Source organism: Micromonospora sp. 15K316, assembly GCF_004348525.1.
In the GTDB taxonomy this organism is placed as follows: Bacteria; Actinomycetota; Actinomycetes; order Mycobacteriales; family Micromonosporaceae; genus Micromonospora.
The window spans coordinates 19,975-41,037 of sequence record NZ_SMKG01000024.1; the positions used below are offsets into that span (position 1 = coordinate 19,975).

At 71.3% G+C, this 21,063-nt stretch carries 23 protein-coding genes; 14 read left to right on the plus strand and 9 right to left on the minus strand.

Annotated features, from left to right (window positions below; all coding sequences use genetic code 11):
- Positions 1-44: 44 nt before the first annotated feature.
- The 5 genes from E1211_RS08495 to E1211_RS08515 all read right to left on the minus strand — a co-directional run bounded on the left by E1211_RS08495 (position 45) and on the right by E1211_RS08515 (position 6,178).
- On the minus strand, positions 45-1,787 hold the full coding sequence (locus E1211_RS08495; protein ID WP_132347173.1) for an ABC transporter substrate-binding protein: 1,743 nt from the start codon (positions 1,785-1,787) through the stop codon (positions 45-47).
- A gap of 167 nt (positions 1,788-1,954) precedes the next feature.
- The gene (locus tag E1211_RS08500) at positions 1,955-2,941 is read right to left on the minus strand and encodes an ABC transporter permease (RefSeq protein WP_132347175.1); all 987 of its coding nucleotides are present in this window, start codon (positions 2,939-2,941) and stop codon (positions 1,955-1,957) included.
- Positions 2,942-3,008: 67 nt separating this feature from the next.
- Positions 3,009-4,016, minus strand: coding sequence for an ABC transporter permease (locus tag E1211_RS08505; protein WP_132347177.1), 1,008 nt, complete (start codon positions 4,014-4,016; stop codon positions 3,009-3,011).
- Entirely contained in the window at positions 4,013-5,068 is a 1,056-nt protein-coding gene (locus E1211_RS08510) for an ABC transporter ATP-binding protein (protein WP_132347179.1), read from the minus strand. Before E1211_RS08510 ends, E1211_RS08505 begins: the two co-directional genes overlap by 4 nt.
- Before the next feature lie 54 nt (positions 5,069-5,122).
- A complete protein-coding gene (locus tag E1211_RS08515) occupies positions 5,123-6,178 on the minus strand; it encodes an ABC transporter ATP-binding protein (protein ID WP_243709435.1) in 1,056 nt (351 codons plus the stop codon).
- Between the two features lie 289 nt (positions 6,179-6,467).
- On the opposite strand from E1211_RS08515, the gene E1211_RS33320 reads away from it, so the two are divergent.
- The 6 genes from E1211_RS33320 to E1211_RS08545 all read left to right on the plus strand — a co-directional run bounded on the left by E1211_RS33320 (position 6,468) and on the right by E1211_RS08545 (position 13,788).
- Complete coding sequence (locus tag E1211_RS33320; RefSeq protein ID WP_243709431.1) at positions 6,468-6,644, plus strand: hypothetical protein; 177 nt, start codon at positions 6,468-6,470, stop codon at positions 6,642-6,644.
- Between the two features lie 142 nt (positions 6,645-6,786).
- Entirely contained in the window at positions 6,787-8,223 is a 1,437-nt protein-coding gene (locus E1211_RS08525; RefSeq protein ID WP_132347184.1) for a TldD/PmbA family protein, read from the plus strand.
- A 58-nt stretch (positions 8,224-8,281) separates the two neighbouring features.
- On the plus strand, positions 8,282-9,676 hold the full coding sequence (locus tag E1211_RS08530) for a TldD/PmbA family protein (protein ID WP_132347186.1): 1,395 nt from the start codon (positions 8,282-8,284) through the stop codon (positions 9,674-9,676).
- A gap of 313 nt (positions 9,677-9,989) precedes the next feature.
- The gene (locus E1211_RS08535) at positions 9,990-10,796 is read left to right on the plus strand and encodes a hypothetical protein (protein ID WP_132347188.1); all 807 of its coding nucleotides are present in this window, start codon (positions 9,990-9,992) and stop codon (positions 10,794-10,796) included.
- Between the two features lie 11 nt (positions 10,797-10,807).
- A complete protein-coding gene (locus tag E1211_RS08540; protein ID WP_132347190.1) occupies positions 10,808-12,724 on the plus strand; it encodes a fumarate reductase/succinate dehydrogenase flavoprotein subunit in 1,917 nt (638 codons plus the stop codon).
- Positions 12,724-13,788, plus strand: a complete 1,065-nt coding sequence (locus E1211_RS08545; protein WP_132347192.1) for a succinate dehydrogenase/fumarate reductase iron-sulfur subunit — start codon at positions 12,724-12,726, stop codon at positions 13,786-13,788. Before E1211_RS08540 ends, E1211_RS08545 begins: the two co-directional genes overlap by 1 nt.
- A gap of 190 nt (positions 13,789-13,978) precedes the next feature.
- On the opposite strand, the gene E1211_RS08550 is transcribed toward E1211_RS08545, so the two are convergent.
- Positions 13,979-14,419 (minus strand): (deoxy)nucleoside triphosphate pyrophosphohydrolase, encoded by a 441-nt coding sequence (locus E1211_RS08550; protein ID WP_132347194.1) that lies wholly within the window; start codon positions 14,417-14,419, stop codon positions 13,979-13,981.
- A gap of 183 nt (positions 14,420-14,602) precedes the next feature.
- Here E1211_RS08550 and E1211_RS08555 point away from each other — a divergent pair, with 183 nt between their 5' ends.
- Positions 14,603-14,908 (plus strand): 4a-hydroxytetrahydrobiopterin dehydratase, encoded by a 306-nt coding sequence (locus E1211_RS08555; protein ID WP_132347196.1) that lies wholly within the window; start codon positions 14,603-14,605, stop codon positions 14,906-14,908.
- Between the two features lie 127 nt (positions 14,909-15,035).
- Here the strand turns inward: E1211_RS08555 and E1211_RS08560 are convergent, their stop codons facing one another.
- Positions 15,036-15,431, minus strand: coding sequence for a VOC family protein (locus tag E1211_RS08560; protein WP_132347198.1), 396 nt, complete (start codon positions 15,429-15,431; stop codon positions 15,036-15,038).
- Positions 15,428-15,787 carry a DUF1801 domain-containing protein gene (locus E1211_RS08565; RefSeq protein WP_132347200.1) on the minus strand — a complete coding sequence of 120 codons (360 nt, stop codon included), beginning with the start codon at positions 15,785-15,787 and terminating at the stop codon, positions 15,428-15,430. The genes E1211_RS08560 and E1211_RS08565 overlap by 4 nt, the downstream gene beginning before the upstream one ends.
- 108 nt (positions 15,788-15,895) lie before the next feature.
- On the opposite strand from E1211_RS08565, the gene E1211_RS08570 reads away from it, so the two are divergent.
- From E1211_RS08570 to E1211_RS08600, 7 genes are all read left to right on the plus strand, one after another.
- On the plus strand, positions 15,896-16,780 hold the full coding sequence (locus tag E1211_RS08570; RefSeq protein WP_132347226.1) for a LysR family transcriptional regulator: 885 nt from the start codon (positions 15,896-15,898) through the stop codon (positions 16,778-16,780).
- Between the two features lie 46 nt (positions 16,781-16,826).
- Positions 16,827-17,189 carry a PH domain-containing protein gene (locus E1211_RS08575; protein ID WP_132347202.1) on the plus strand — a complete coding sequence of 121 codons (363 nt, stop codon included), beginning with the start codon at positions 16,827-16,829 and terminating at the stop codon, positions 17,187-17,189.
- Positions 17,190-17,254: 65 nt separating this feature from the next.
- Positions 17,255-18,004: a methyltransferase domain-containing protein gene (locus E1211_RS08580; protein WP_132347204.1), complete on the plus strand. Its 750-nt coding sequence runs from the start codon at positions 17,255-17,257 to the stop codon at positions 18,002-18,004.
- Positions 18,005-18,036: 32 nt separating this feature from the next.
- Positions 18,037-18,357 (plus strand): helix-turn-helix transcriptional regulator, encoded by a 321-nt coding sequence (locus tag E1211_RS08585; protein WP_165947206.1) that lies wholly within the window; start codon positions 18,037-18,039, stop codon positions 18,355-18,357.
- Positions 18,354-18,827 carry an SRPBCC family protein gene (locus E1211_RS08590; protein ID WP_132347206.1) on the plus strand — a complete coding sequence of 158 codons (474 nt, stop codon included), beginning with the start codon at positions 18,354-18,356 and terminating at the stop codon, positions 18,825-18,827. Before E1211_RS08585 ends, E1211_RS08590 begins: the two co-directional genes overlap by 4 nt.
- A gap of 160 nt (positions 18,828-18,987) precedes the next feature.
- Complete coding sequence (locus E1211_RS08595; RefSeq protein ID WP_132347208.1) at positions 18,988-19,365, plus strand: carboxymuconolactone decarboxylase family protein; 378 nt, start codon at positions 18,988-18,990, stop codon at positions 19,363-19,365.
- 93 nt (positions 19,366-19,458) lie between these two features.
- Positions 19,459-19,911: a GNAT family N-acetyltransferase gene (locus tag E1211_RS08600; RefSeq protein ID WP_243709432.1), complete on the plus strand. Its 453-nt coding sequence runs from the start codon at positions 19,459-19,461 to the stop codon at positions 19,909-19,911.
- A 16-nt stretch (positions 19,912-19,927) separates the two neighbouring features.
- Here E1211_RS08600 and E1211_RS08605 read toward each other — a convergent pair whose 3' ends face one another.
- On the minus strand, positions 19,928-21,031 hold the full coding sequence (locus E1211_RS08605; RefSeq protein WP_132347212.1) for a low specificity L-threonine aldolase: 1,104 nt from the start codon (positions 21,029-21,031) through the stop codon (positions 19,928-19,930).
- Positions 21,032-21,063 lie beyond the last annotated feature (32 nt).

Sequence of the window (21,063 nt, forward strand, 5' to 3'; positions counted from 1 at the left end):
CGGCCGACGTCGGTGTCGACCGGGGGCCCGTTCCTGCGGCGGGGCTACTGCTTCACGTACGCGTTCACGAACGCGGGGTAGCCGAAGACGCTGGAGATGAAGATGCCGCCGGCCTTGGACCCGTGTACGTTGTAGGCCACGTCGACGAAGAGCGGCACGACCGGGGCGTACTCCTTCATGATCCGCTCATCGAGCTTGGCCCACTCCGGGCCCTGCTCGGCCGGGGACATGGCCAGGATCCGGTCCATCTCGGCGTTGATCGCCGGGTCGTTGAAGTACGCCTGGTTGCTGTTGCCCTCGGGCTTGATGGTGCGCCCGTCGTAGAGCACCGGCAGGATCGACGCGCCGCTCGGCCAGTCCGCCGCCCAGTTACCGATGTACAGGTCCCAGGGGTTGTCCTTCTTCTTGATCTCGTCGAGCTTCGCGTCGTCCGGGATGTTCCGCAGCGTGATCTTGAAGCCGGCTCGCTCCAGGTTGGCCTTGAGCTGGGTGCCCTGCAGCTGCTCGGTCGCGCCGTCAGAGACGCCGAGGACCAGCTCCGGGGTCTGGCCGCCGAGCAGCTCCTTGGCCTTGTCCACGTTCCCGTTGGCCCCGGCCGGGTAGGCGTCGTACGCCTTGAAGCCGATGGTCGACGGCGGCATCAGCGTGGTGAGCGGCGCGGCGACGGTCGGCCCGCCCATCGCCTTGATCAGACCTTCCCGGTCGATCGCGTAGTTGAGCGCCTGGCGGATCTTCAGATCCTTGACCCGCTGGTTGTTGATGACCAGCTGGTTGGCGCTCGGCGTCGGCGAGAGGATGGTGCGCGACTTCAGCGCGGCGTCCCCGGCCACCTTGGCGACCAGCGAGGCCGGCACGGTGTTGAAGGCGAGCGCGCTCTGGTCGGCGCCGTTGTCGGCGATCACCCGGTTGCTGGCGGCGTCCGGGGTGGGGCCGAAGCTCCAGACGAACTGGTCCGGGTACTGGTGCCGGACCGGGTCGGTCTTGGCGTCCCAGTTCGGGTTCCGGTCCAGGGTCAGCTTCACGCCGACCTGGTTGTCGGCGATCTTGTACGGCCCGGACGAGAACGGCTTGTTGTCCAGGTTCACGCCGGTGTCCCTGTCCGGCGGCAGCGGCGCGGTGGTCGGCAGCGAGACGGCGAACGGCAGGTCGCAGCGGGGCTTGGTGAACTCGAAGCGCAGGGTCTTGTCGTCCGGCGTGGTCAGCCCGGGCGGCAGCGAGCCCTTGTTCTTCTTGAAGTCCCACTTGGTGTCGAACTGCGGGGTGTCGGCCAGCCACTCCTGGATGTAGGTCGGGCCGCCGGTCAGGTCCGGGTCGAAGGAGCGGGCGATGCCGTACGCGATCTCCTTCGAGGTGATCGGGCGGCCGTCCTCGAACTTGACCCCGTCCTTGATCGTGAATTCCCAGACCTTGCAGTCGTTGTTGACGTCGGTGCCGGGCGTCTCGGCGAGGTCACCGACCAGCACCAGGCCGCCCTTGCCGTCGTCCTTCCAGGTGGTGAGGTAACGGGCGAAGAGCGGGCTCGCCATCAGGCCGGCGAACGAGTACGTCCGCTGCGGGTCCAGGTGGGAGATGGGCGTCTCCCGGATGATGGTGAAGGTGCCGCCCTTGCCCGCGCCCGCCACCTCGGCGGCCGGACCCTGCGACTCCTTCGGGTCGGTCGCGATCACCCCGGTCTGCGTGCGGTTGGTGTCCACGGTGGTGCCCTCGCCCGTGTTCTTCGAGCAGGCACCCAACGCCACAACCAGTGCGATCGCGCCGCCTGCGGCGGCCGCCACGCGTGGTCGCATCTCCTACCTCCTCCACCCATCTGACGTGCGGTCCGCCGGAGGGGAACCGCCGACGTCCCGAGGATCGTAAAGAAGAAAAGCTACAAGTTGTGTAACAGTTGTCGATAAATTTCACCATCGGCCGGCGGCTCCGGCCTCGGCCGCGCCGCCGGTGGACCGCCCCCCCGTCAGCGCAGCCGCACCCGCGGGTCGATGGCCGCGTACAAGAGGTCGACCAGCACGTTCGCGAGCACCACGAAGACCGCGGCGATCAGCACGGTGGCCATGATCGTGGGCAGGTCGCCCGCGCGTACCGCGTCGACGGCCGTACGACCCAGCCCCTGGATGCCGAACGTCGTCTCGGTGATCACCGTGCCGCCGAGCGCGCCGCCGACGTCGAGACCGGCGATCGTCACCACCGGCGTGATCGCCGCCCGCAGCGCGTGCCGCCCGTACACCTTGGGCTTGGCCAGGCCCTTCGCCCGCGCGGTGCGGACGAAGTCCTCCGACAACGTCTCCAGCATCTGGGCCCGGGAGAGCCGGGCGTAGATGGCGGAGAAGAGGAAGGCCAACGAGATCCAGGCCAGCACCAGCCCGCTCGCCCACTTCAGCGGATTGTCGAAGATCGACGTGTAGCTGGGCACCGGCAACAGCCGCAGGTTGTAGACGAAGACCAACAGCAGGACCGCACCGACGAAGTAGAGCTGCAGCGACGCCCCGGTGAGCGAGAAGCCGATGGCGAGCCGGTCCAACCAGGTGCCGCGGCGCAACGCCGACACCATGCCGAGCCCCACCCCGAGCAGCAGCCAGAGGACCGCCGCCGGGATGACGATGCTGAGCGTCACCGGCAGCACCCGGGCGATGGTGTCCGAGACCGCCTCGTTGGTGACGTACGACCAGCCCAGGCAGGGCGCGTCGCAGTGGCCGCCCTGGGCGCTGCCCAGGTCGCGACCGGTGACGATGCCCTTCATGTAGCCGGCGTACTGGGTGACCAGCGGGTCGTTCAGCCCCAACTCGTCCCGCACCCGCTCCAGCCGCTCCGGGTTGCAGTTCTTCGGGCACATGCCGGTGACCGGGTCCCGGGGCAGCGCGAAGAACATCAGGAAGGTCAGCACGCTCACCGCGAAGAGGGTCAGCGTGGCGGAGAAGAGCCGCTTGACCAGGAATCGCGCCATCAGAGCACCCCTTCGTTCGCAACCGCTCGACTCCGTGGCACCGCACTCCGCGCGCTCATCTCGACACCTACCGGGACGACTTCGGGTCGAGCGCGTCGCGCAGCGCGTCGCCGAAGAGGTTGAAGGCGAACACGAGCGCGAAGATCGCGATGCCCGGGAAGAAGACGTACGCCGGGTCGGTCTGCAGGTAGTCCAGGCTGCGGTAGATCATCCGGCCGAAGCTCGGGGTCTCGTCGCTGAGCCCCACCCCGATGAAGGAGAGCGCGGCCTCGCTGGTGATGAACTGCGGCACGGCCAGCGAGAACGACACCAGGATCGGCGCCCAGATGTTCGGCAGCAGCTGCCGGAAGAGCATGTGCCCCAGGCCGGCGCCGCTGGCCCGGGCGGCCTCGACGAACTCCCGCTCGCGCAGCGCGATCACCTGACCGCGGACGAGCCGGGCCGTGCTCGTCCAGCCGAAGACGGCGAAGACGCCGATCAGCACCGCCACCCCGAAGGCCGGCGAGACCGCCTCCCGCTCGCCGTAGAAGCGCAGCACCAGCGTCGGGGTCAGGGCCAGCGCGATGACCAGGAACGGCATGGCCAGGGTCAGGTCGGTGATCCAGTTGATCACCGCGTCCAGCCAGCCGCCGAGGTAGCCGGCGAGCGTGCCGAGCACGACCCCGATCGTCGCGGTGATGACCGCCGCGGCGAACGCGATGAAGAGCGACGTACGCAGGCCGTAGATCAACCGGATGAAGATGTCCCGGCCGAGCCCCGGCTCCAGGCCGAACCAGTGCTCGCCGGAGACGCCGCCGGCGTAGCCCAGCGGCATGCCGAAGCCGTCGAGTAGGCTCTGGAACTGCTCCTTCGGACCGATGCCATAGAGCATCTCGACGAGTGGCGCGGCGAGCGCCAGCAGCATGAAGAAGACGAGCATCCCGCCGCTGACCATCGCCGTACGGTCGCGCCGCAGCCGGATCCAGGCGAGCCGGCCGGGCGAGCGGCCGACGACGTCCCCGCGCTCCGGCGCCTCCGCGCCGCCGCCGGACTCGATCTCGGCGAGCGCCACGCCCTCCGCCGGGGAAAGGCTCACTTCGACACCTCCTCGACCGCCGTGCCGGCCGTGCCGCCGTCCTCCTGCGGCACCGGGCCGGACTCCGGGAAGTGACAGGCGGTGGCCTGCCCGCCGCCGTCCCGCGGCACCAGCGCCGGCTCCTCGGTCGCGCAGATCTCCCGCGCCTTCCAGCAACGGGTGCGGAACCGGCAGCCCGACGGCGGGTCGAGCGGGGTCGGCACGTCACCGGTGAGCCGGATCCGGCCGCCGGGGCCGAGCCTGGTGACGTCCGGGATGGCAGAGAGCAGCGCCCGGGTGTACGGATGCTGCGGCCGCTCGTAGATGTCGGCCCGGTCGCCGATCTCCACGATCTTGCCGAGGTACATCACGGCGACCCGCTGGCAGAAGTGGCGCACCACGGCCAGGTCGTGCGCGATGAAGACGAAGGCCAGCCCCAGGTCCCGTTGCAGCTGGCGGAGCAGGTTGACCACCTGCGCCTGGATCGACACGTCCAGAGCGGAGACCGGCTCGTCGGCGACGATGAGCTTCGGCCGCAGCGCCAGCGCCCGGGCGATCCCGATCCGCTGCCGCTGCCCGCCGGAGAACTCGTGCGGGTACCGGTTGTAGTGCTCCGGGTTCAGCCCGACGACCTCCAGCAGCTCCTGCACCCGCGCCTTGACCCCGCCCGCCGGCGCGACGCCGTTGACCTGCAACGGCATGGCGATGATCCGGCCCACGGTGTGCCGGGGGTTCAGCGAGGCGTACGGGTCCTGGAAGATGATCTGCAGGTCCTGGCGCAGCGGGCGCAGCTCGCGCCGGCCGGCGTGGGTGATGTCCCGGCCCTCGAACTCGATCGTGCCGGCGGTCGGCTCCAGCAGCCGCACCAGCATCCGCCCGGTGGTGGTCTTGCCGCAGCCGGACTCACCGACCAGGCCGACCGTCTCGCCGGGGCGCACGTCGAAGTCCAGCCCGTCGACCGCCCGCACCACACTGTGACCGCGCAACCCGGTGCGCACCGGGAAGTGCTTGGCCAACCCCCGCACCCGCAGCAACGGTTCGGCCTCCGCCGGCGCCGTGCCCACCTCACTCATCGGAGCCTGCCTTCGTTCGCGACCGCGGTACTCCGCCGCGCTGCTTCCTCACGCTCACCGAGCGACCCCCACGTGTGCGATCTCCTCGCGGTAGAGCCGCTGCCGCTCCTCGGCGGCCAGGTGGCAGGCGACCAGGTGACCCTCCTGCCCGGCCGGGCGCAGCTCGGGCACCTCGGTGCGGGACCGGTCCCCGTTGCGGTCGGCGTAGCGGCAGCGCGGGTGGAAGGAGCAGCCCGAGGGGAGGTTGATCAGGCTGGGCGGGTTGCCGCGGATCGGCACCAGGTCCGCGTCCGCGTCGCCGTGCAGGGACGGCACGCTGGAGAGCAACCCCCAGGTGTACGGGTGTTGCGGCCGGCGCAGCACCTGCTCGACGCTGCCGCGTTCGACGGCCCGGCCCCCGTACATGACGAGTACGTCGTCGGCCACCTGGCTGACCACACCGAGGTCGTGCGTGATCAGGATGATCGCGGAGTGGAACTCCGCCTGGAGGTCGGCGAGCAGGTCCAGGATCTGCGCCTGCACGGTGACGTCGAGTGCGGTGGTCGGCTCGTCGGCGATGAGCAGGTCCGGGTCGTTGACCAGCGCCATCGCGATCATCGCCCGCTGCCGCATGCCGCCGGAGAACTCGTGCGGATACTGGTCGAAGCGGCGCGCCGGTTGGGGAATGCCGACCCGGCCGAGCATGTCTACCGCCCGCTGCCGGGCCTCCCGCCGGCCGGCGCGCGGGTGGTGCACCCGGTACGCCTCGGCGATCTGCCTCCCGACCGTGTAGTACGGGTGCAGCGCCGAGAGCGGATCCTGGAAGATCATCGCCATGTCGCGGCCGCGCAGCCGGCGTACCTCCTCCTCGGGGAGACCGACCAGCTGCCGCCCGCCGACGAAGATCTCGCCGCCGATGGTGGCGCGCTTGGCGTTGTGCAGGCCGAGGATGGCGAGCGAGGTGACGCTCTTGCCCGACCCGGACTCACCGACGATGCCGAGGGTGCGACCACGCTCCACCGTGAACGACACCCCGTCCACCGCCCGGACCACACCGTCCTCGGTGTCGAAACGCACCCGCAGGTCGTTCACCCGCAGGTACGGCCCGTCGGCGGGGCGCTGCCCCGGCACGCTGGGGTGATCGCCCGTCTGCCCGGACGGCACCGACTCCGACCTGCCCACGACCGCCTCCCCCAGTGACGAAGAGAACTTACAGGAAATCCCTGAGGGCGAAAATAAGCTACAGAGTCGCGGGCTGTCAGCGGCCGTCAGCGTAACGACTCGGCAACGTCCGTGAACAGCCCTCACCAGCACATTCACGAAGTCCACTCGCCGGCCCGGCCACGTCACCGCACCTCGGGTGCGACGATGACGGCGGCAGTCAGGCAAGCATTCCCGCCGACACGAGGTGGAGGTGATTATGACCGTGGCGGTGTTCGACCACGAAGGCCCGTGGACCGAAGAGGAGTACCTCTCCCTCGGCGAGACGTCCCAGCGCGTCGACTACGTCGAACACTCGGCGACCAAGCGCGACGAGGCACTGGAGCTGACCGAGCCGGTCCGGGCCACGATCCGGCCCGAAGAGCTGCTGCCCTGACGCAGGTCGGGCCGCTGGCCTAGGGTCGGTCGCATGAGCGAGCGCCAGCGAGCGAATCATCAGCACAGGGCGGAAGTGCCTCATGCCGGCACGCAGCGCAGCGGAGTGCCGGCATGAGCGATCAACAGATCGAAGCGCGGCCGTGAGCGAGTTCGACGCGGCGACCGCAGCCGTGCAGGCCGCTGTGGACGCCGGCGCGCGGTACGCCGACGCGCGCGTGATGCACCGGAGCTACGAGTCGATGTCGGCGCGCAACGGCGAGATCGAGGAGCTGACCCAGCACGAGAGCACGGGCCTGGGCGTACGCGCCCTGGTCGGGTCGAGCTGGGGCTTCTACGCCGTACCCGAGCTCTCCGACGCCGCGGCCCGCGATGCCGGCCGGCGCGCCGCGCGGATCGCCGCCGCCAGCGCGCGGGTGCCCGGCCCGCCCGTCGACCTGACGCCCACCGAGGCGGCCACCGCGACCTGGGCCTCGCAGTGCCGGATCGACCCGCTCGGCGTGCCGCTCTCCGACAAGGGCGACCTGCTGGTACGGGCGACCACGACGATGCGGGAGCACGGCGCCGACCTGGCTGAGGGGTTGTACCAGATCTGGGACACGACCAAGTGGTTCGTCTCCAGCGAGGGGCATCGGATCGACCAGCACATCCGCGAGTGCGGCGGCGGCATCTCCGCCACCTCCATCGGCGACGGCGAGACGCAGCGGCGCTCCTACCCCAGCTACCGGGGCCAGTACGGCACCACCGGCTGGGAACTCGTGGAGTCGTTGGACCTGGCCGCGCACGCCGCCGGGGTCGCCGAGGAGTCCCGGGCGCTGCTCACCGCTCCCCCATGCCCGGCCGGCGAGACCGACCTGATCCTCGGTGGCGAACAGCTGGCGCTGCAGATCCACGAGTCGGTGGGGCACGCCATCGAGCTGGACCGGATCCTCGGCTGGGAGGCCGCCTTCGCCGGCACGTCCTGGCTGGACCTCGCCCAGCTCGGCTCGCTGCGCTACGGCTCCGAGCTGATGAACGTCACCATCGACCCGACCATCCCGGGGGCGCTCGGCAGCTTCGGCTTCGACGACGAGGGCTCCCCCGCGGTGAAGCGGGACGCGGTCCGCGAGGGCCGCTGGGTGGGCGTGCTCGCCGGCCGGGACTCGGCCGCCGTCGCGGGCCTGGACTACGGCGGGAGCGTACGGTCCGACGGCTGGGCCCGGCTGCCGATGGTGCGGATGACGAACGTCGGTCTCGAACCCGGTCCGCACACCCTGGAGGAGATCATCGAGGCGACCGACGACGGGGTGCTGATGGATCTCAACCGCTCCTGGTCGATCGACGACAAGCGGCTCAACTTCCAGTTCGGCTGCGAGGTCGGCTGGGAGGTGAAGCGGGGCAGGCGCGGCCGGATGCTGCGCAACCCGACCTACACCGGCATCGGTCCGCTCTTCTGGCGGTCGATGGACATGCTCTCCTCGGAGACCGTCGCCTGGGGGACACCGAACTGCGGCAAGGGGCAGCCCGGTCAGACCGGGCACACCGGGCATCCGGCCGCGCCGGCGCGCTTCCGCAACGTCCGGGTGGGGGTATCCGCGTGAGCGCGACGAGTGAGCCGGGTCTGCGAGCCCCGCAGTCGCGAACGGAAGGTGGGTCGGCATGACCGAGCTGGAGCTCGCCGGCCAGGTGGTCGAGCTGGTCCGTCGCATCGGCGGCCCGGACGCGCAGGCCGAGGCGGTGGTCACCCGGGCGGATCTGGCGTTGACCCGGTTCGCCAACTCCTTCATCCATCAGAACGTCGCCGAGTCGGGCGTGAGCGTCCGGCTGCGGGTGCACGTCGACGGGCGTACCGCCGCGGGCAACGGCAGCGTGGTGAGCCCGGAGGGGCTGCGCACGCTGGTCGAGCGGACCCTCGCCGCCGCGCGGCTCTGCCCGCCCGACCCCGCCTGGCCCGGGCTCACCCCGTCCACCCCGACGCCGTCGTCCCGCCCCGTCGACGAGGCCACCGCGTACGCCGACCCGGACGAGCGGGCCGAGCGGGTCCGCGCCTTCGTCGACGCGGCCGGTGGGCTGGAGGCGGCCGGCTACTGCCGCACCGCACATCGTTCGTCGGCGTTCGCGAACAGCGCCGGACACTCGGCGTACGGGCACGCCGTCGAGGCGGCCATGGACGGTATCGCCCGGGCGGGCGGCGCGGACGGGGTGGCCCGGCTCTGCGCGGACCGGCTGGCCGACATCGACGGCGCCGAGCTGGGTGCCCGGGCGGCGGCGAAGGCCCGGGCGGCGGTGGATCCGGTCGAGCTGCCACCGGGGCGCTACGAGGTGGTGTTCGAGCCGGCGGCGGTGGCCGACCTGCTCCAGAACCTCTCCTGGTACGGCTTCAACGGCAAGCGCCACGCCGAGCGGCAGTCGTTCGCCGAGCCGGGCCGGTCACAGTTCGATCCCGCGCTCACCGTCGTCGACGATCCGCTCGGCGCGGTCGACCTGCCGTTCGATGTGGAGGGAACGCCCCGCCGCCGGTTGACGCTCGTCGAGGCCGGCACCACGACCGCTGTCGTGCACGATCGGCGGACCGCCGCGGATGCGGGTACGCATTCCACGGGGCACGGCATCGCCGGTGGCGCGAGCTTCGGCCCGATCCCCCGCAACCTGCGGCTGCTCGGACGCGACGGGACAAGCGGCGACGCGGACGGCGCGGTGGGTCTGCCGACCGTCGGCGCGGTCGCCGACCGGGACACCGCGGCCCTGGTGGCGCAGGTCGAGCGGGGATTGCTGGTCAGCGACCTGTGGTACACCCGGGTGCTCGACCCGAAGAGCCTGGTGGTGACCGGGCTGACGCGCAACGGGGTCTGGCTGGTCGAGGACGGCGAGGTCACCTCGGCGGTCCGCGACTTCCGGTTCACCGAGTCGTACCCCCGGGCGTTGGGGCCCGGCCGGGTGCTCGGCGTGGGCCGCGACCCGGTCCGGCAGCCGGACCGGTTGGACGGCGTCTGGTGGGCGGCCCCACCGCTGCGGCTGGCGGCGTGGAACTTCACCGGGGGCGCCTCCGGCTGACCGGCGAGCGCCTCCGGTCGGCGTTCCGGCACTGCTCGGCGACCCCGCCGTCGTGGTGGGACAGAGACCTTCTTAACATCGTCACATCGATCATCGTGCCGGGGCTCTCGAGCCGGCCGGACACACGGGACGTCGTCTTGGACGGACGGCAAGCGAAGATCGGCGTAACGTGTGTCACTTAGCTGCGCCGGTACGCCGGTGTGGTCGTTGGTGTGCGCATGACGTGGCAAGCGGGTGCGGTTTCGCCGGTCCGCGTGCCGACCGGAGGAAGTTCCGCCCGCGCGGGTGCGGGCCCGTCGAGGAGACGACTCGAATGACATCAACGGCAACGAGGCCGCGGGGAGCGCGGACGCGCGCCGCCATCGCGGCGAAGACGTTGCGCACCGACCGCTGGTGGTTCGCCCCACTGATCACCGTCGTCGGACTCACCGCCTGGGTCGCGTACGCGACGGTCCGGGTCTACATGCACAAGTGGTACTGGGTCGAGGAGTTCCACTACCTGACCCCGTTCTACTCACCCTGCATCACGGACCGGTGCGTCGAGGGCGCCGCGCACTTCGGAACGGTCCTCCCCGACTGGTGGATCATCCCGGAGGCCGCGTTCACCCTCCCCTTCCTGCTGCTGTTCCGGCTGACCTGCTACTACTACCGCAAGGCGTACTACCGGTCGTTCTGGCTCTCGCCCCCGGCCTGCGCGGTACCGGACGGGCACCAGACCTACAGCGGTGAGACCCGCTTCCCGCTGCTCGGCCAGAACCTGCACCGCTACTTCTTCTACGCCGCCGTGATCATCTCGCTGATCAACAGCTGGGACGCGGTCCTCGCCTTCCACTCGCCGGAGGGCTTCGGCTTCGGGCTGGGCAACCTGATCCTGATCGGCAACGTGGTGATGCTCTGGGCGTACACCATCTCCTGCCACTCCTGCCGGCACATCATCGGCGGGCGGCTCAAGCACTTCTCCAAGCACCCGCTGCGCTACCGGGCCTGGACCGGTGTGTCCTGGCTCAACGTCCGGCACATGCAGCTCGCCTGGATCACGCTCGGCACCCTGGCGCTGACCGACTTCTACGTCATGGCGGTCGCGGCCGAGTGGTTCCCCGACCTGCGGTTCATCAACTAGAGGGCCTGGACATGACGACTACCACTCGTATCGAACGACACCACTACGACGTCGTCGTGATCGGTGCCGGCGGCGCCGGCCTGCGCGCGGCGATCGAGGCCCGGCTGGCCGGCAAGAAGACCGCGATCATCTCGAAGTCGCTCTTCGGCAAGGCGCACACGGTGATGGCCGAGGGCGGCGCCGCGGCGGCGATGGGCAACGTGAACCCGCGCGACAACTGGCAGGTGCACTTCCGCGACACCATGCGCGGCGGGAAGTTCCTGAACAACTTCCGGATGGCCGAGCTGCACGCGAAGGAGTCGCCGCAGCGGATCTGGGAGCTGGAGACCTACGGCGCGCTCTTCGACCGCACCAAGACCGGCAAGATCTCCCAGCGCAACTTCGGCGGCCACGAGTACCCGCGACTGGCGCACGTCGGCGACCGTACCGGCCTGGAGCTGATCCGCACCCTCCAGCAGAAGATCGTCTCGCTCCAGCAGGAGGACAAGCGCGAGTTCGGCTCGTACGACGCCCGGATCCGGGTCTTCGCCGAGACGACCGTCACCGAGCTGCTGCTCGACGGCGACCGGGTGGCCGGGGCGTTCGGCTACTACCGGGAGTCCGGCGAGTTCGTCCTCTTCGAGGCGCCCGCGGTGGTGCTCGCCACCGGTGGGGTCGGCCGGTCCTACAAGGTCACCTCGAACTCGTGGGAGTACACCGGGGACGGTCACGCGCTCGCGCTGCGCGCCGGGGCGAACCTGATCAACATGGAGTTCCTCCAGTTCCACCCGACCGGGATGGTCTGGCCGCCGTCGGTCAAGGGCATCCTGGTCACCGAGTCGGTCCGCGGCGACGGCGGGGTGCTGCGCAACTCCGAGGGCAAGCGGTTCATGTTCGACTACGTACCCGACGTCTTCCGCAAGCAGTACGCGGAGACCGAGGAGGAGGCGGACCGCTGGTACACCGACCCGGACAACAACCGGCGCCCGCCGGAGCTGCTCCCGCGTGACGAGGTGGCCCGGGCCATCAACAGCGAGGTCAAGGCCGGCCGGGGCACGCCGGCGGGCGGTGTCTTCCTCGACATCGCCAGCCGCAAGTCGGCAGACGAGATCCGCCGGCGGCTGCCGTCGATGTACCACCAGTTCAAGGAGCTGGCCGACGTCGACATCACCAAGGAGCCGATGGAGGTCGGCCCGACCTGCCACTACGTGATGGGCGGCGTCGAGGTGGAGCCGGACAGCGGGGCGGCGGTGGGCCACGTACGCGGCCTCTTCGCCGCCGGCGAGGTCTCCGGCGGCATGCACGGCTCCAACCGGCTCGGTGGCAACTCCCTCTCCGACCTGCTGGTCTTCGGCAAGCGGGCGGGTGGCCACGCCGCCTCGTACGCGGACAGCCTGCCCGAGCGGCCGAAGGTCGCGGTGCAGGCGGTCGAGGCCGCCGTGGAGACGGCGCTGGCGCCGTTGCAGCGGGACACCGGCGAGAGCCCGTACACCCTCCAGCAGGACCTCCAGGCGGTGATGGGGGATCTGGTCGGCATCATCCGGCGCGAGGGTGAGCTGGCCGACGCGCTGGTCCGCCTCGCCGAGCTGCGGGAGCGGGTGGCGAAGGTGAGCGCGGCCGGTGGGCGACGCTACAACCCGGGCTGGCACCTCGCGCTGGACCTGCGCAACATGCTGGTGGTCTCGGAGTGCACCGCGAAGGCGGCGCTGGAGCGGCGGGAGTCGCGCGGCGGGCACACCCGGGAGGACCACCCGGCGATGGACCCGCGGTGGCGGCAGGTGAACCTGGTCTGCTCGCTGGAGGGCGACGCGGTGCAGCTGGCCCGCAAGCCGCTGCCGAAGATGCGCCCCGAGCTGATCGCGCTGTTCGACCGTGCCGAACTGGCCAAGTACCTGACGGATGAGGAACTCGCGGAGTTCGACGCCCTCGCTGAGGAGGCGGGCAACTGATGGGAAGCAAGCGCCAATTCCGCATCTGGCGGGGCGACGAGGACGGCGGCGACCTGCAGGACTACATGGTCGAGGTGAACGAGGGCGAGGTCGTCCTCGACGTCATCCACCGGCTCCAGGCCACCGACGCGCCCGACCTGGCCTGCCGGTGGAACTGCAAGGCCGGCAAGTGCGGCTCCTGCTCCATGGAGATCAACGGGAAGCCGCGGCTGGCCTGCATGACCCGGATGTCGACCTTCGAGCCGGACGAGACGGTGTCGGTCACGCCGCTGCGTACGTTCCCGGTCATCCGGGACCTGGTCACCGACGTGTCGTTCAACTACGAGAAGGCCCGGGAGACCCCGGCCTTCGCGCCCCCGGCCGACGTGCCGCCCGGCGACTACCGGATGCAGCAGGTCGACGTGGAGCGCTCGCAGGAGTTCCGCAAGTGCATCGAGTGTTTCCTCTGCCAGAACGTCTGCCACGTGATCCGCGATCACGAGGAGAACAAGCCGGCCTTCTCCGGGCCACGGTTCTTCATCCGCGCCGCCGAGCTGGACATGCACCCACTCGACACCCGGACCGACCGCAAGGAGTACGCACAGGCGGAGATGGGCCTGGGCTACTGCAACATCACCAAGTGCTGCACGGAGGTCTGCCCGGAGCACATCAAGATCACCGACAACGGGATCATCCCCATGAAGGAACGAGCCGTAGACCGCAGGTACGATCCCCTTGTGTGGCTTGGTAGCAAGATCTTCCGTCGGGGTGAGACGCCCCAGACCAGCGTGACCAGCGCCCGCGCGGCCGGGCCGGCGACGCCCAGCACCACGCGGGGCGGAGTGCACTCGCACGCCGGCGGCTCGCACGACCCGCAGGCCGAGGCCCAGGCGCAGAGCGGGGTGAACTGGCACCGCGAGGTGCCGCACCCGACCGCGCCGGCGGTGGACGAGCGGGGCAAGCTGCCGCTCACGGAGCTCACCTTCGACCGGGCCGCCGCGCCGTCGCCGTTCGGTGACGACGTGACGTTCCCGCTCCCGCCGGAGCACCTGAACTTCGCCCACCCGGAGCAGGACAAGCACTGAGCACGTCGACGACGATGACGGGGGCCGCGGCACTTGCCGCCGGCCCCCGTCCTTATCGTGCCCGGATGACCGCTTCGCCGGCCCGGCCCACCGGGACGGCGCCGTCGCCGTGTCACGGCGACGGCCTGCCCTTCGCCATGCCGTCGTGGCCGCGCACGGGTTCCGGCGTCGACGTCGGCCCGGCCGCCGGTCAGTCCCTGGCCAGGAGGGGGCGGAGCGCGGCGACGATGGGGGCGTCGGCGGGTAGCCACGTCACGGAGCCCAACTCGCCGGCGGAGAGCCAGCGCAGCGCCGAGTGCTCCAGCGGCTGGGGCTGGGCGTCGCCGATCAGGCGGGCGGCGTACACCTTGAGCACGGAGCGGCCGTGGGCCATCCGCACGTCGCGGCCGACCCGGTCGCCGATCTCCACCTGGACGGCCAACTCCTCGACGCACTCGCGGACCAGCGCCTCGGGCTCGGACTCCCCCGGTTCGACCTTGCCGCCGGGGAACTCCCACATGCCGGCCACCTCCGGCGGCGCGGAGCGGGCACACGCGAGCACCCGTCCGTCCCGGATGATCGCCGCGCCGACGATCACCTTGAGGTCCCGCCGTGCGGCCTGCCCGCCGCCACTCGCCCGTTCGGTCTGCACGGCCGTCCAGCGTGCCAGATCAATCGGCGGTTTGGGTACCGGAACCGGCCGCTAGGTCAGCAAGACCCGGAAGTGTGGGCGTGGACACACGAACCGCAGGGCGAAAGACTGGAAGCCACCGACAAGACACGGGATGGCGACGATTTGGCCACAAGCCGGCAACGGCGCCTGGGAGGTGCGGTGATGCGCGCGCTGTTCAACGGCCGAGCGAAGCAGGACTACCTCTCCGACGCGCTCACACTGCTCCCCGGGTGGACCCGCGAAGGTGAGCAGATCCGACGCACCCTCGTGATCGACGACAGCCAGCACGCCGCGCTGACGGAGCGCGTGAAGGTGGTGGCGGACGCGCTGCACCTGCGCCCGGAGATCAGCCGCCGGGTGGACCAGACCCTGATCCGGGTCGGGCACGGCAACGCTCCGCTCAGCGAGGGCGAGGTGCTGCTCGCCGCCCGGATCGAGGACGCGTACCGGGCGGTGACCGAATCCTGACGAGGGCTCAGCCCATCGCCGCCGATCGAGGAGCGGCGGGAGGCGAGGCGATCGCGGTGGCCTCCGGGAGGGCGCCCCGCCGAAAGCGCGTATCCGGCTGTCGGCGGGGCTTCGTCGGGGACGACCCTCAGCTGTCCCGGTCCGCCGGATACCAGCGGAGCTCGACGGAGTTTCCATCCGGGTCGCGGACGTAGATCGAGGTCGCGGAGCCGCGCGCCCCGAACCTGCCCACCGGCCCCTCCAGCACCGTGAACACCCCGGAGTCGATCACTGCGGCCCAGTCCAGTGGCGCGACCACCAGGCAGAAGTGGTCGACGTTCGACTCCCGCCGGTCGGCCCTGACCAGGTCGATGATGGTGTCCGGGGTGACCCGTACGGAGGGGGAAGGGACGCGGCCCGCACGCCACTCGTCGACCCGGACCGGCGCGAGGCCGAGCCGACCGCAGTAGAACTCCAGCGAGCGCTCGACGTCCGCCACGTTCAGCACGAGGTGGTCGAAACCGGTGACCCGCACGCCGCTCACCGCTCCAGCTCCCGCGCCCGGCCCAGCCAGCCGCTGAACAGGGCCGGGTCGACGTCGGCGACCGTGCGCAGCTTGACCGAGGCCATCCGGCGGGCCCCCGGAGACAGCCGCCCGGACGGGTCGTCGACGTCCTGCCCGCGCCACAGCCCGAAGGTGACATACGTGCCGTACGCCTTGATCAGCCCGACCGGCCGCTGACCCGGCTTGTCACCGAGGCCCCAGACCGGATGGCCGTGCCACATCGCAGCGGTGGCGTCGGGCAGGGCCGCGTCGATGACGGCTCGGAGCTCCTCACCGACCTCCCGCAGTGGCGGATCCAGGTCGGCCAGGTACTGGGTGATGGTGCCGCTGCTCATGTCGTGCCTCTCGCTCGGGAACGACTCCACCCTCCGCCGATCGAGGGCGGCGACCAAGACGGGATCGGGCTACGATCGTTGACCCTGACGCAACGATGGGACGGCGCGATGCTGGAGCGGTACGAGGTCGAGACGTTCCTGACCCTCGCCGACGAGTTGCACTTCGGACGGACCGCCGAGCGGCTGCGCGTGACGACCGGCCGGGTCAGCCATGTGATCAAGCGTCTGGAGCGCCGGATCGGGGCCCCGCTCTTCGCGCGGACCAGCCGCGTCGTCCAACTCACCCCGATCGGCCGGCAGCTCGCCGACGACCTCCGGCCGTTGGTCGCCGGGATCGAGGACGCGCTCGCCCGGGCCGTCGACGCCGGGCGCGGGATCACCGGAACCCTGCGGGTCGCGTTCCTCGGCGAGTGGACGGCGCCGGTGCTGCTCAAGGCCGTAGCCGTGTTCAGCGAGCGGCATCCCGAATGTGCCGTCGAGGTACGCGAGGTCCAGCTGTTCGACTCCCGACCGAGCCTGCTCGACGGGTCGGTCGACGTGCTCGTCGCCGCGTATCCGTTCGACGGTATGGCGACCGGGCCGGTCTTGCTCACCGAGGGTCGGGCACTGGCCGTGGCGGCCGGGCATCCACTGGCCACCGCGGAGTCGGTCTCGATCGAGGTGCTGGCCGACCACCCGGTCGTGCAGTACCCGGCGGCGACCTCCGCCGGGTTCAAGCGGGACCGGACGCCGGAGCACACCCCGTCGGGCCGTCCCGTGCCGAAGGGGCCGGCGGGCAACACGTTCTCGGAGATGTTGTCGCTGGTGGCGCTGGGCCGGGGCGTGCTGCCGGTCGGCGAGCACACCCGGCGCTACTACCCCCGCCCCGACGTCGCCTACGTGCCGATCCATGACGCCCCGCCGATCCGGCGCGGCCCGGTCTGGATGGAGTCCAACACCACGGCGCGGGTCCGCGAGTTCGTCCGGGCCGCGGCCGACTCCGTCGTCGGCTGATCTCGCCCCGCCACGACGCTGGCACCCGCTGCCTACCGTGACCCGCATGGCGAACGCGACGTACGACCGCAAGGAGCAGTTGCAGCAGATCCAGAGCGGGCTGCTCGACGGGGAGCAGATCATCGCCGTCTACGACGCCGTCGGCACCGGCACGGGCTTCATCGGCGTCACCGACCGGCGTGTGATCATTCAGGACCGCTCGTTCATCGGCAAGCGGTACGCGATCACCAGCATCCCGTACTCGAAGATCACCAGCGTGAGCGTGGTCAGCAACAAGTCGTGGGGCGGCTCGTTCTTCTCCACGGGCGCGATCGCGATCCACGTCGGCACGCACACCTACGAGGTGGAGTTCCGTGGTGCGCAGAAGAGCCACCACGTGCACAACGTGATCCTGCACTACATCTCCTGACCGCGAGTGCGCGGAACGAGCAGACGGACGAGAGGCGGCGGCGTGGCGGGCGGGAGGTCGGGCCGGTGAGGCACCGGGAGTTCGAGGACCCCCGGCTGGTGCAGGTGTACGACGCCGAGTGCCCCTGGGGCCCCGACGACGACTTCTTCCTCGCCGTGGTCGGCGAGACGCCCGGGGCCCGGGTGCTCGACCTCGGCTGCGGCACCGGACGGCTGACCATCGCGCTGGCGGCGGCCGGTCACACCGTCACCGGTGTCGACCCGGCACAGGCCTCCCTCGCCGCCGCCCGCCGCAAGCCCGGTGCCGACCGGATCACCTGGATCGAGGGCACCTCGGCGGTGCTGCCGACGGGGGCGTACGACGTGGCGGTGATGACCAGCCACGTGGCGCAACTTTTCGCCACCCGTGCCCAGTGGGCGGCCACCCTCGGCGACCTGCGACGGGCGCTGGTGCCCGGTGGCCGGCTGCTCTTCGACTCGCGCGACCCGGCCGATCGGCGGTGGGAGCGGTGGAACCCGGTCGACTCGCGGCGGCGGATCGCCCTGCCGGACGGCCGGGAGGTGCGGGCCTGGACCGAGGTCACCGCGATCTCGGAGGGCGACGTCGGCATCCAGCACCACTACGTCTTCCCTGACGGCGAAGAGCTGCTCAGCTCGGCCATGCTGCGGTTCCGCACCGAGCGGGATCTGCGCGACTCGCTGCGGATGGCCGGTTTCACCGTCGAGCACGTCTTCGGTGGCTGGCGGCGCGAGCCGGTCGGGGCGGGCGACGGCGAACTCGTGGTCGTCGCCCGCACGACGTCACCCTGTCCTTGACGGATTCAACCGTAAGCCGTAGCTTACGGTTCGTGGCCACTTACCAAGGGCAGATGCTCGAAGCCCTCGGCGACCCGACCCGGCGGACGATCTTCGAGTCGCTGGCCGGTGGCCCGCGCTCGGTCGCGGAGATCGCGAACGGTCTGCCGGTGAGCCGGCCCGCCGTCTCGCAGCACCTCAAGGTGCTCAAGGACGCCGGGCTCGTGTCGTCGACATCCGTGGGCACGCGCCGCCTCTACGCCGTCGACCAGGAGGGCCTGGCGGCGATCCGCGGCTACTTCGAGCGCTTCTGGCACCAGGCGCTCGCGGCGTTCGCCGAAGCCGCCGAGAAACCACCCGAGGAGAAGACATGACAGCACACACCGATCAGGGCGATGCCGTACGCACCAGCATCCACGTCGCCGCCACACCCGAGCACGCGTTCACGGTGTTCACCAGCGGGATCGACAGGTGGTGGCTCCGCACCCACCACGTACAACCCGGAGAGCTGAAGCAGGTCGGCGTAGACCCTTACGTCGGCGGCCGGATGTGGGAGGAGAGCGACTCCGGCGACGTCTGCACCTGGGGGCACGTCCTCCTCTGGGACCCGCCGCGAACCTTCGCCTTCTCCTGGCTCATCGGCCCGGACTGGCAGCCGCCCGCGCCGGACGCGCCGGGCAGCCGCGTCACCGTCACCTTCACCCCCACGGAGACCGGCACCCAGGTCGACCTCGTGCACGACCGGCTCGACGTGCACGGGCCGGGCTGGGAAGGCGTACGCGAGGCCGTCAAGGGCGAGAACGGTTGGCCGATCTTCCTGCACGGCTTCGCGGCGGCGATCTGACCCGACCCGTCCTGGTGATCAGCGGCCGAGAAAGCCGGCCGCCCGCGCGGGCATGGCCGGCGGCGGAACGGGAAGAGGAGACGACCGCCCCGCCGGTCAGGTACGGCAGCGCGGAGCGCGACCGGCCGCACGACACGTAGGGGTTTCGGGAGGGACGACGATGGCCGACCAGCCGGAGAGCTACCAGCGGGCACTCGACACCGCAGAACGGCTCCTGGGGGCGCCGCTCACGCTCCCGCTCGCCCCTGGTGAGCCGGAGGTCGGTCAGGACTTCCGTCGCCTCGCCACCGTGCAGACGTTCGGCGAGTCGTGGCCGCGCCCCGGGCTGGACACCCGGAGCCGGGCGCTGGTCTCCGTCGCCGTCGCCGCCACGCTCGGCACGCACGAGCCGCTGCGCGGGCAGCTGCGGATCGCCCTGCACTCCGGCGTCAGCAAGGAGGAGATCGTCGAACTCTTCATCCACCTCGCCGCGTACGCCGGGGCGGCCCGCGCCTTCGACTGTTACCAGGTCGCGCTGGCGGTCTTCGGCGAGAGCTGACGCGGGCCACCGCGGCACTTAAGATCCACTGTCGGGGGCGGCCACCGCCGCGCCGAGCTGATCCGCACGTGCGCACGGGGGTGGCAGATGCAGGTGACCGTACGGTCCGCGACGGCAGCCGACGCGACGGCGTTGGGCGGGCTCCGCTGGCGTCGCCTGGCCGAGGAGCGCGGATACACCGGTACCGACCGTGACGAGTTCCTGCGGCACTTCGCCGGCTGGGTCGCCGACCACCTGTCGAGCCACCTGCCCTTCCTCGCCGAGGTCGACGGCGCGGTGGTCGGGATGGCGTGGCTGATGGTCGCCGACCGGGTGCCCACGCCCGCCGGCCGGGCCCGGCGCAGCGGCGACGTCCAGTCGGTGTACGTGGTGCCCGAGCTGCGCGACAGCGGGATCGGCGCCGAACTGCTGGCGGCCGTGCTCGCCGAGGCGGGCAAGCTGGACCTGGAACACGTGACCGTCCACTCCAGCGAACGCGCGGTGCGCTTCTACCAGCGGGTCGGCTTCCAGCACGACCGGCGCTGGCTCCGCTGGCAGCCGGTCTGACGGCCGCCCCGGACGGTCAGTCCCGCAGCGAAACGGCGGCGTGGAGGAAGCGTTCACCGACCTCGACGACGTCCTCGGCGCTCCACTCGAGACCCGGTCCGGCGACGGTGACCTCGGTTCGCGACACGCCCGGCACCTCGGTCTCCTGCCAGCCGGCCACGAACCACACCTTCTCCTTCTCGGCGAGCGTCAGCGCCGCCTCGTTGAGCGCCTGCGCCGGGTGGGGCAGCCAGAGCCGGAACTGGTGCGTGTGCGGTGGGTCGGGGTACACCCGGGCCCCGGGCAGCGCGGCGAGGGCCGCGGCGACCGTCCGGGCGTGTCGCACGTACTCGGGGAGGCGCGGCAGCACCCGGTCGAGCCCGGCGAGGGCGCTGAGGGCGGCCGGCCACTGCTGGAACACCTGCCCGCCGTAGCGGTGCCGCCAGAGCCGGGCGTACGCGGCGAACTCCGCGGTGCCGGCGAGCGCCGCCCCGCTGATGCCGCCGAGCGACTTGTAGAACGAGACGTAGGTGCTGTCGGCCAGGCCGGCGATCTCGTCCAGGGTGTGCGCCAGGTAGGGCGTGGACTCCCAGATCCGGGCCCCGTCGACGTGCACCCGCGCCCCGATGGCGCGCGCCGCGGCGGACGCGGCCACGAGTTCGTCCCAGGAGGGGAGCACGAAGCCGGCGTCACGCAGCGGGAGTTCGATGACGACGGTGCTCACCGGCTCGGCCAGCGCGCTGATCTCCTCGGCGGTGGGGTTGCGGGGCGCGGTGGTCGGCCAGGCGCCGCGTAGGCCGCTCAGGTGGACGTAGGCGTGCCGCTCGTGCACCTCCTGATGCCCGAGCGGATGCAGGGCCACGGTGCGGTGCCCGCTGACGTCCGCGCCGAAGCGCAGTGCGACCTGCTGGGCCATGGTGCCCGTGGGGAAGAAGACGGCGGCCTCGGTGCCGAGGAGTTCCGCCACCCGCTCCTCCAGGGTGGCCACCGGCCCGTCACCGTAGTAGTCGGGCTGACCGTCCAGGTCCCCGCCCGCGCCCAGCTCGGTGAGGTGGTCCCGCATGGTCGCCGGCCGGGCGCCGGAGAGGATCCGGTCGGAGGCCGCCTGGGCGGCGAGCCGGCGCTGCCTTGTCTCGCGCATGGGCAGATCGTCGCAGACCCCTCATGGCCGGC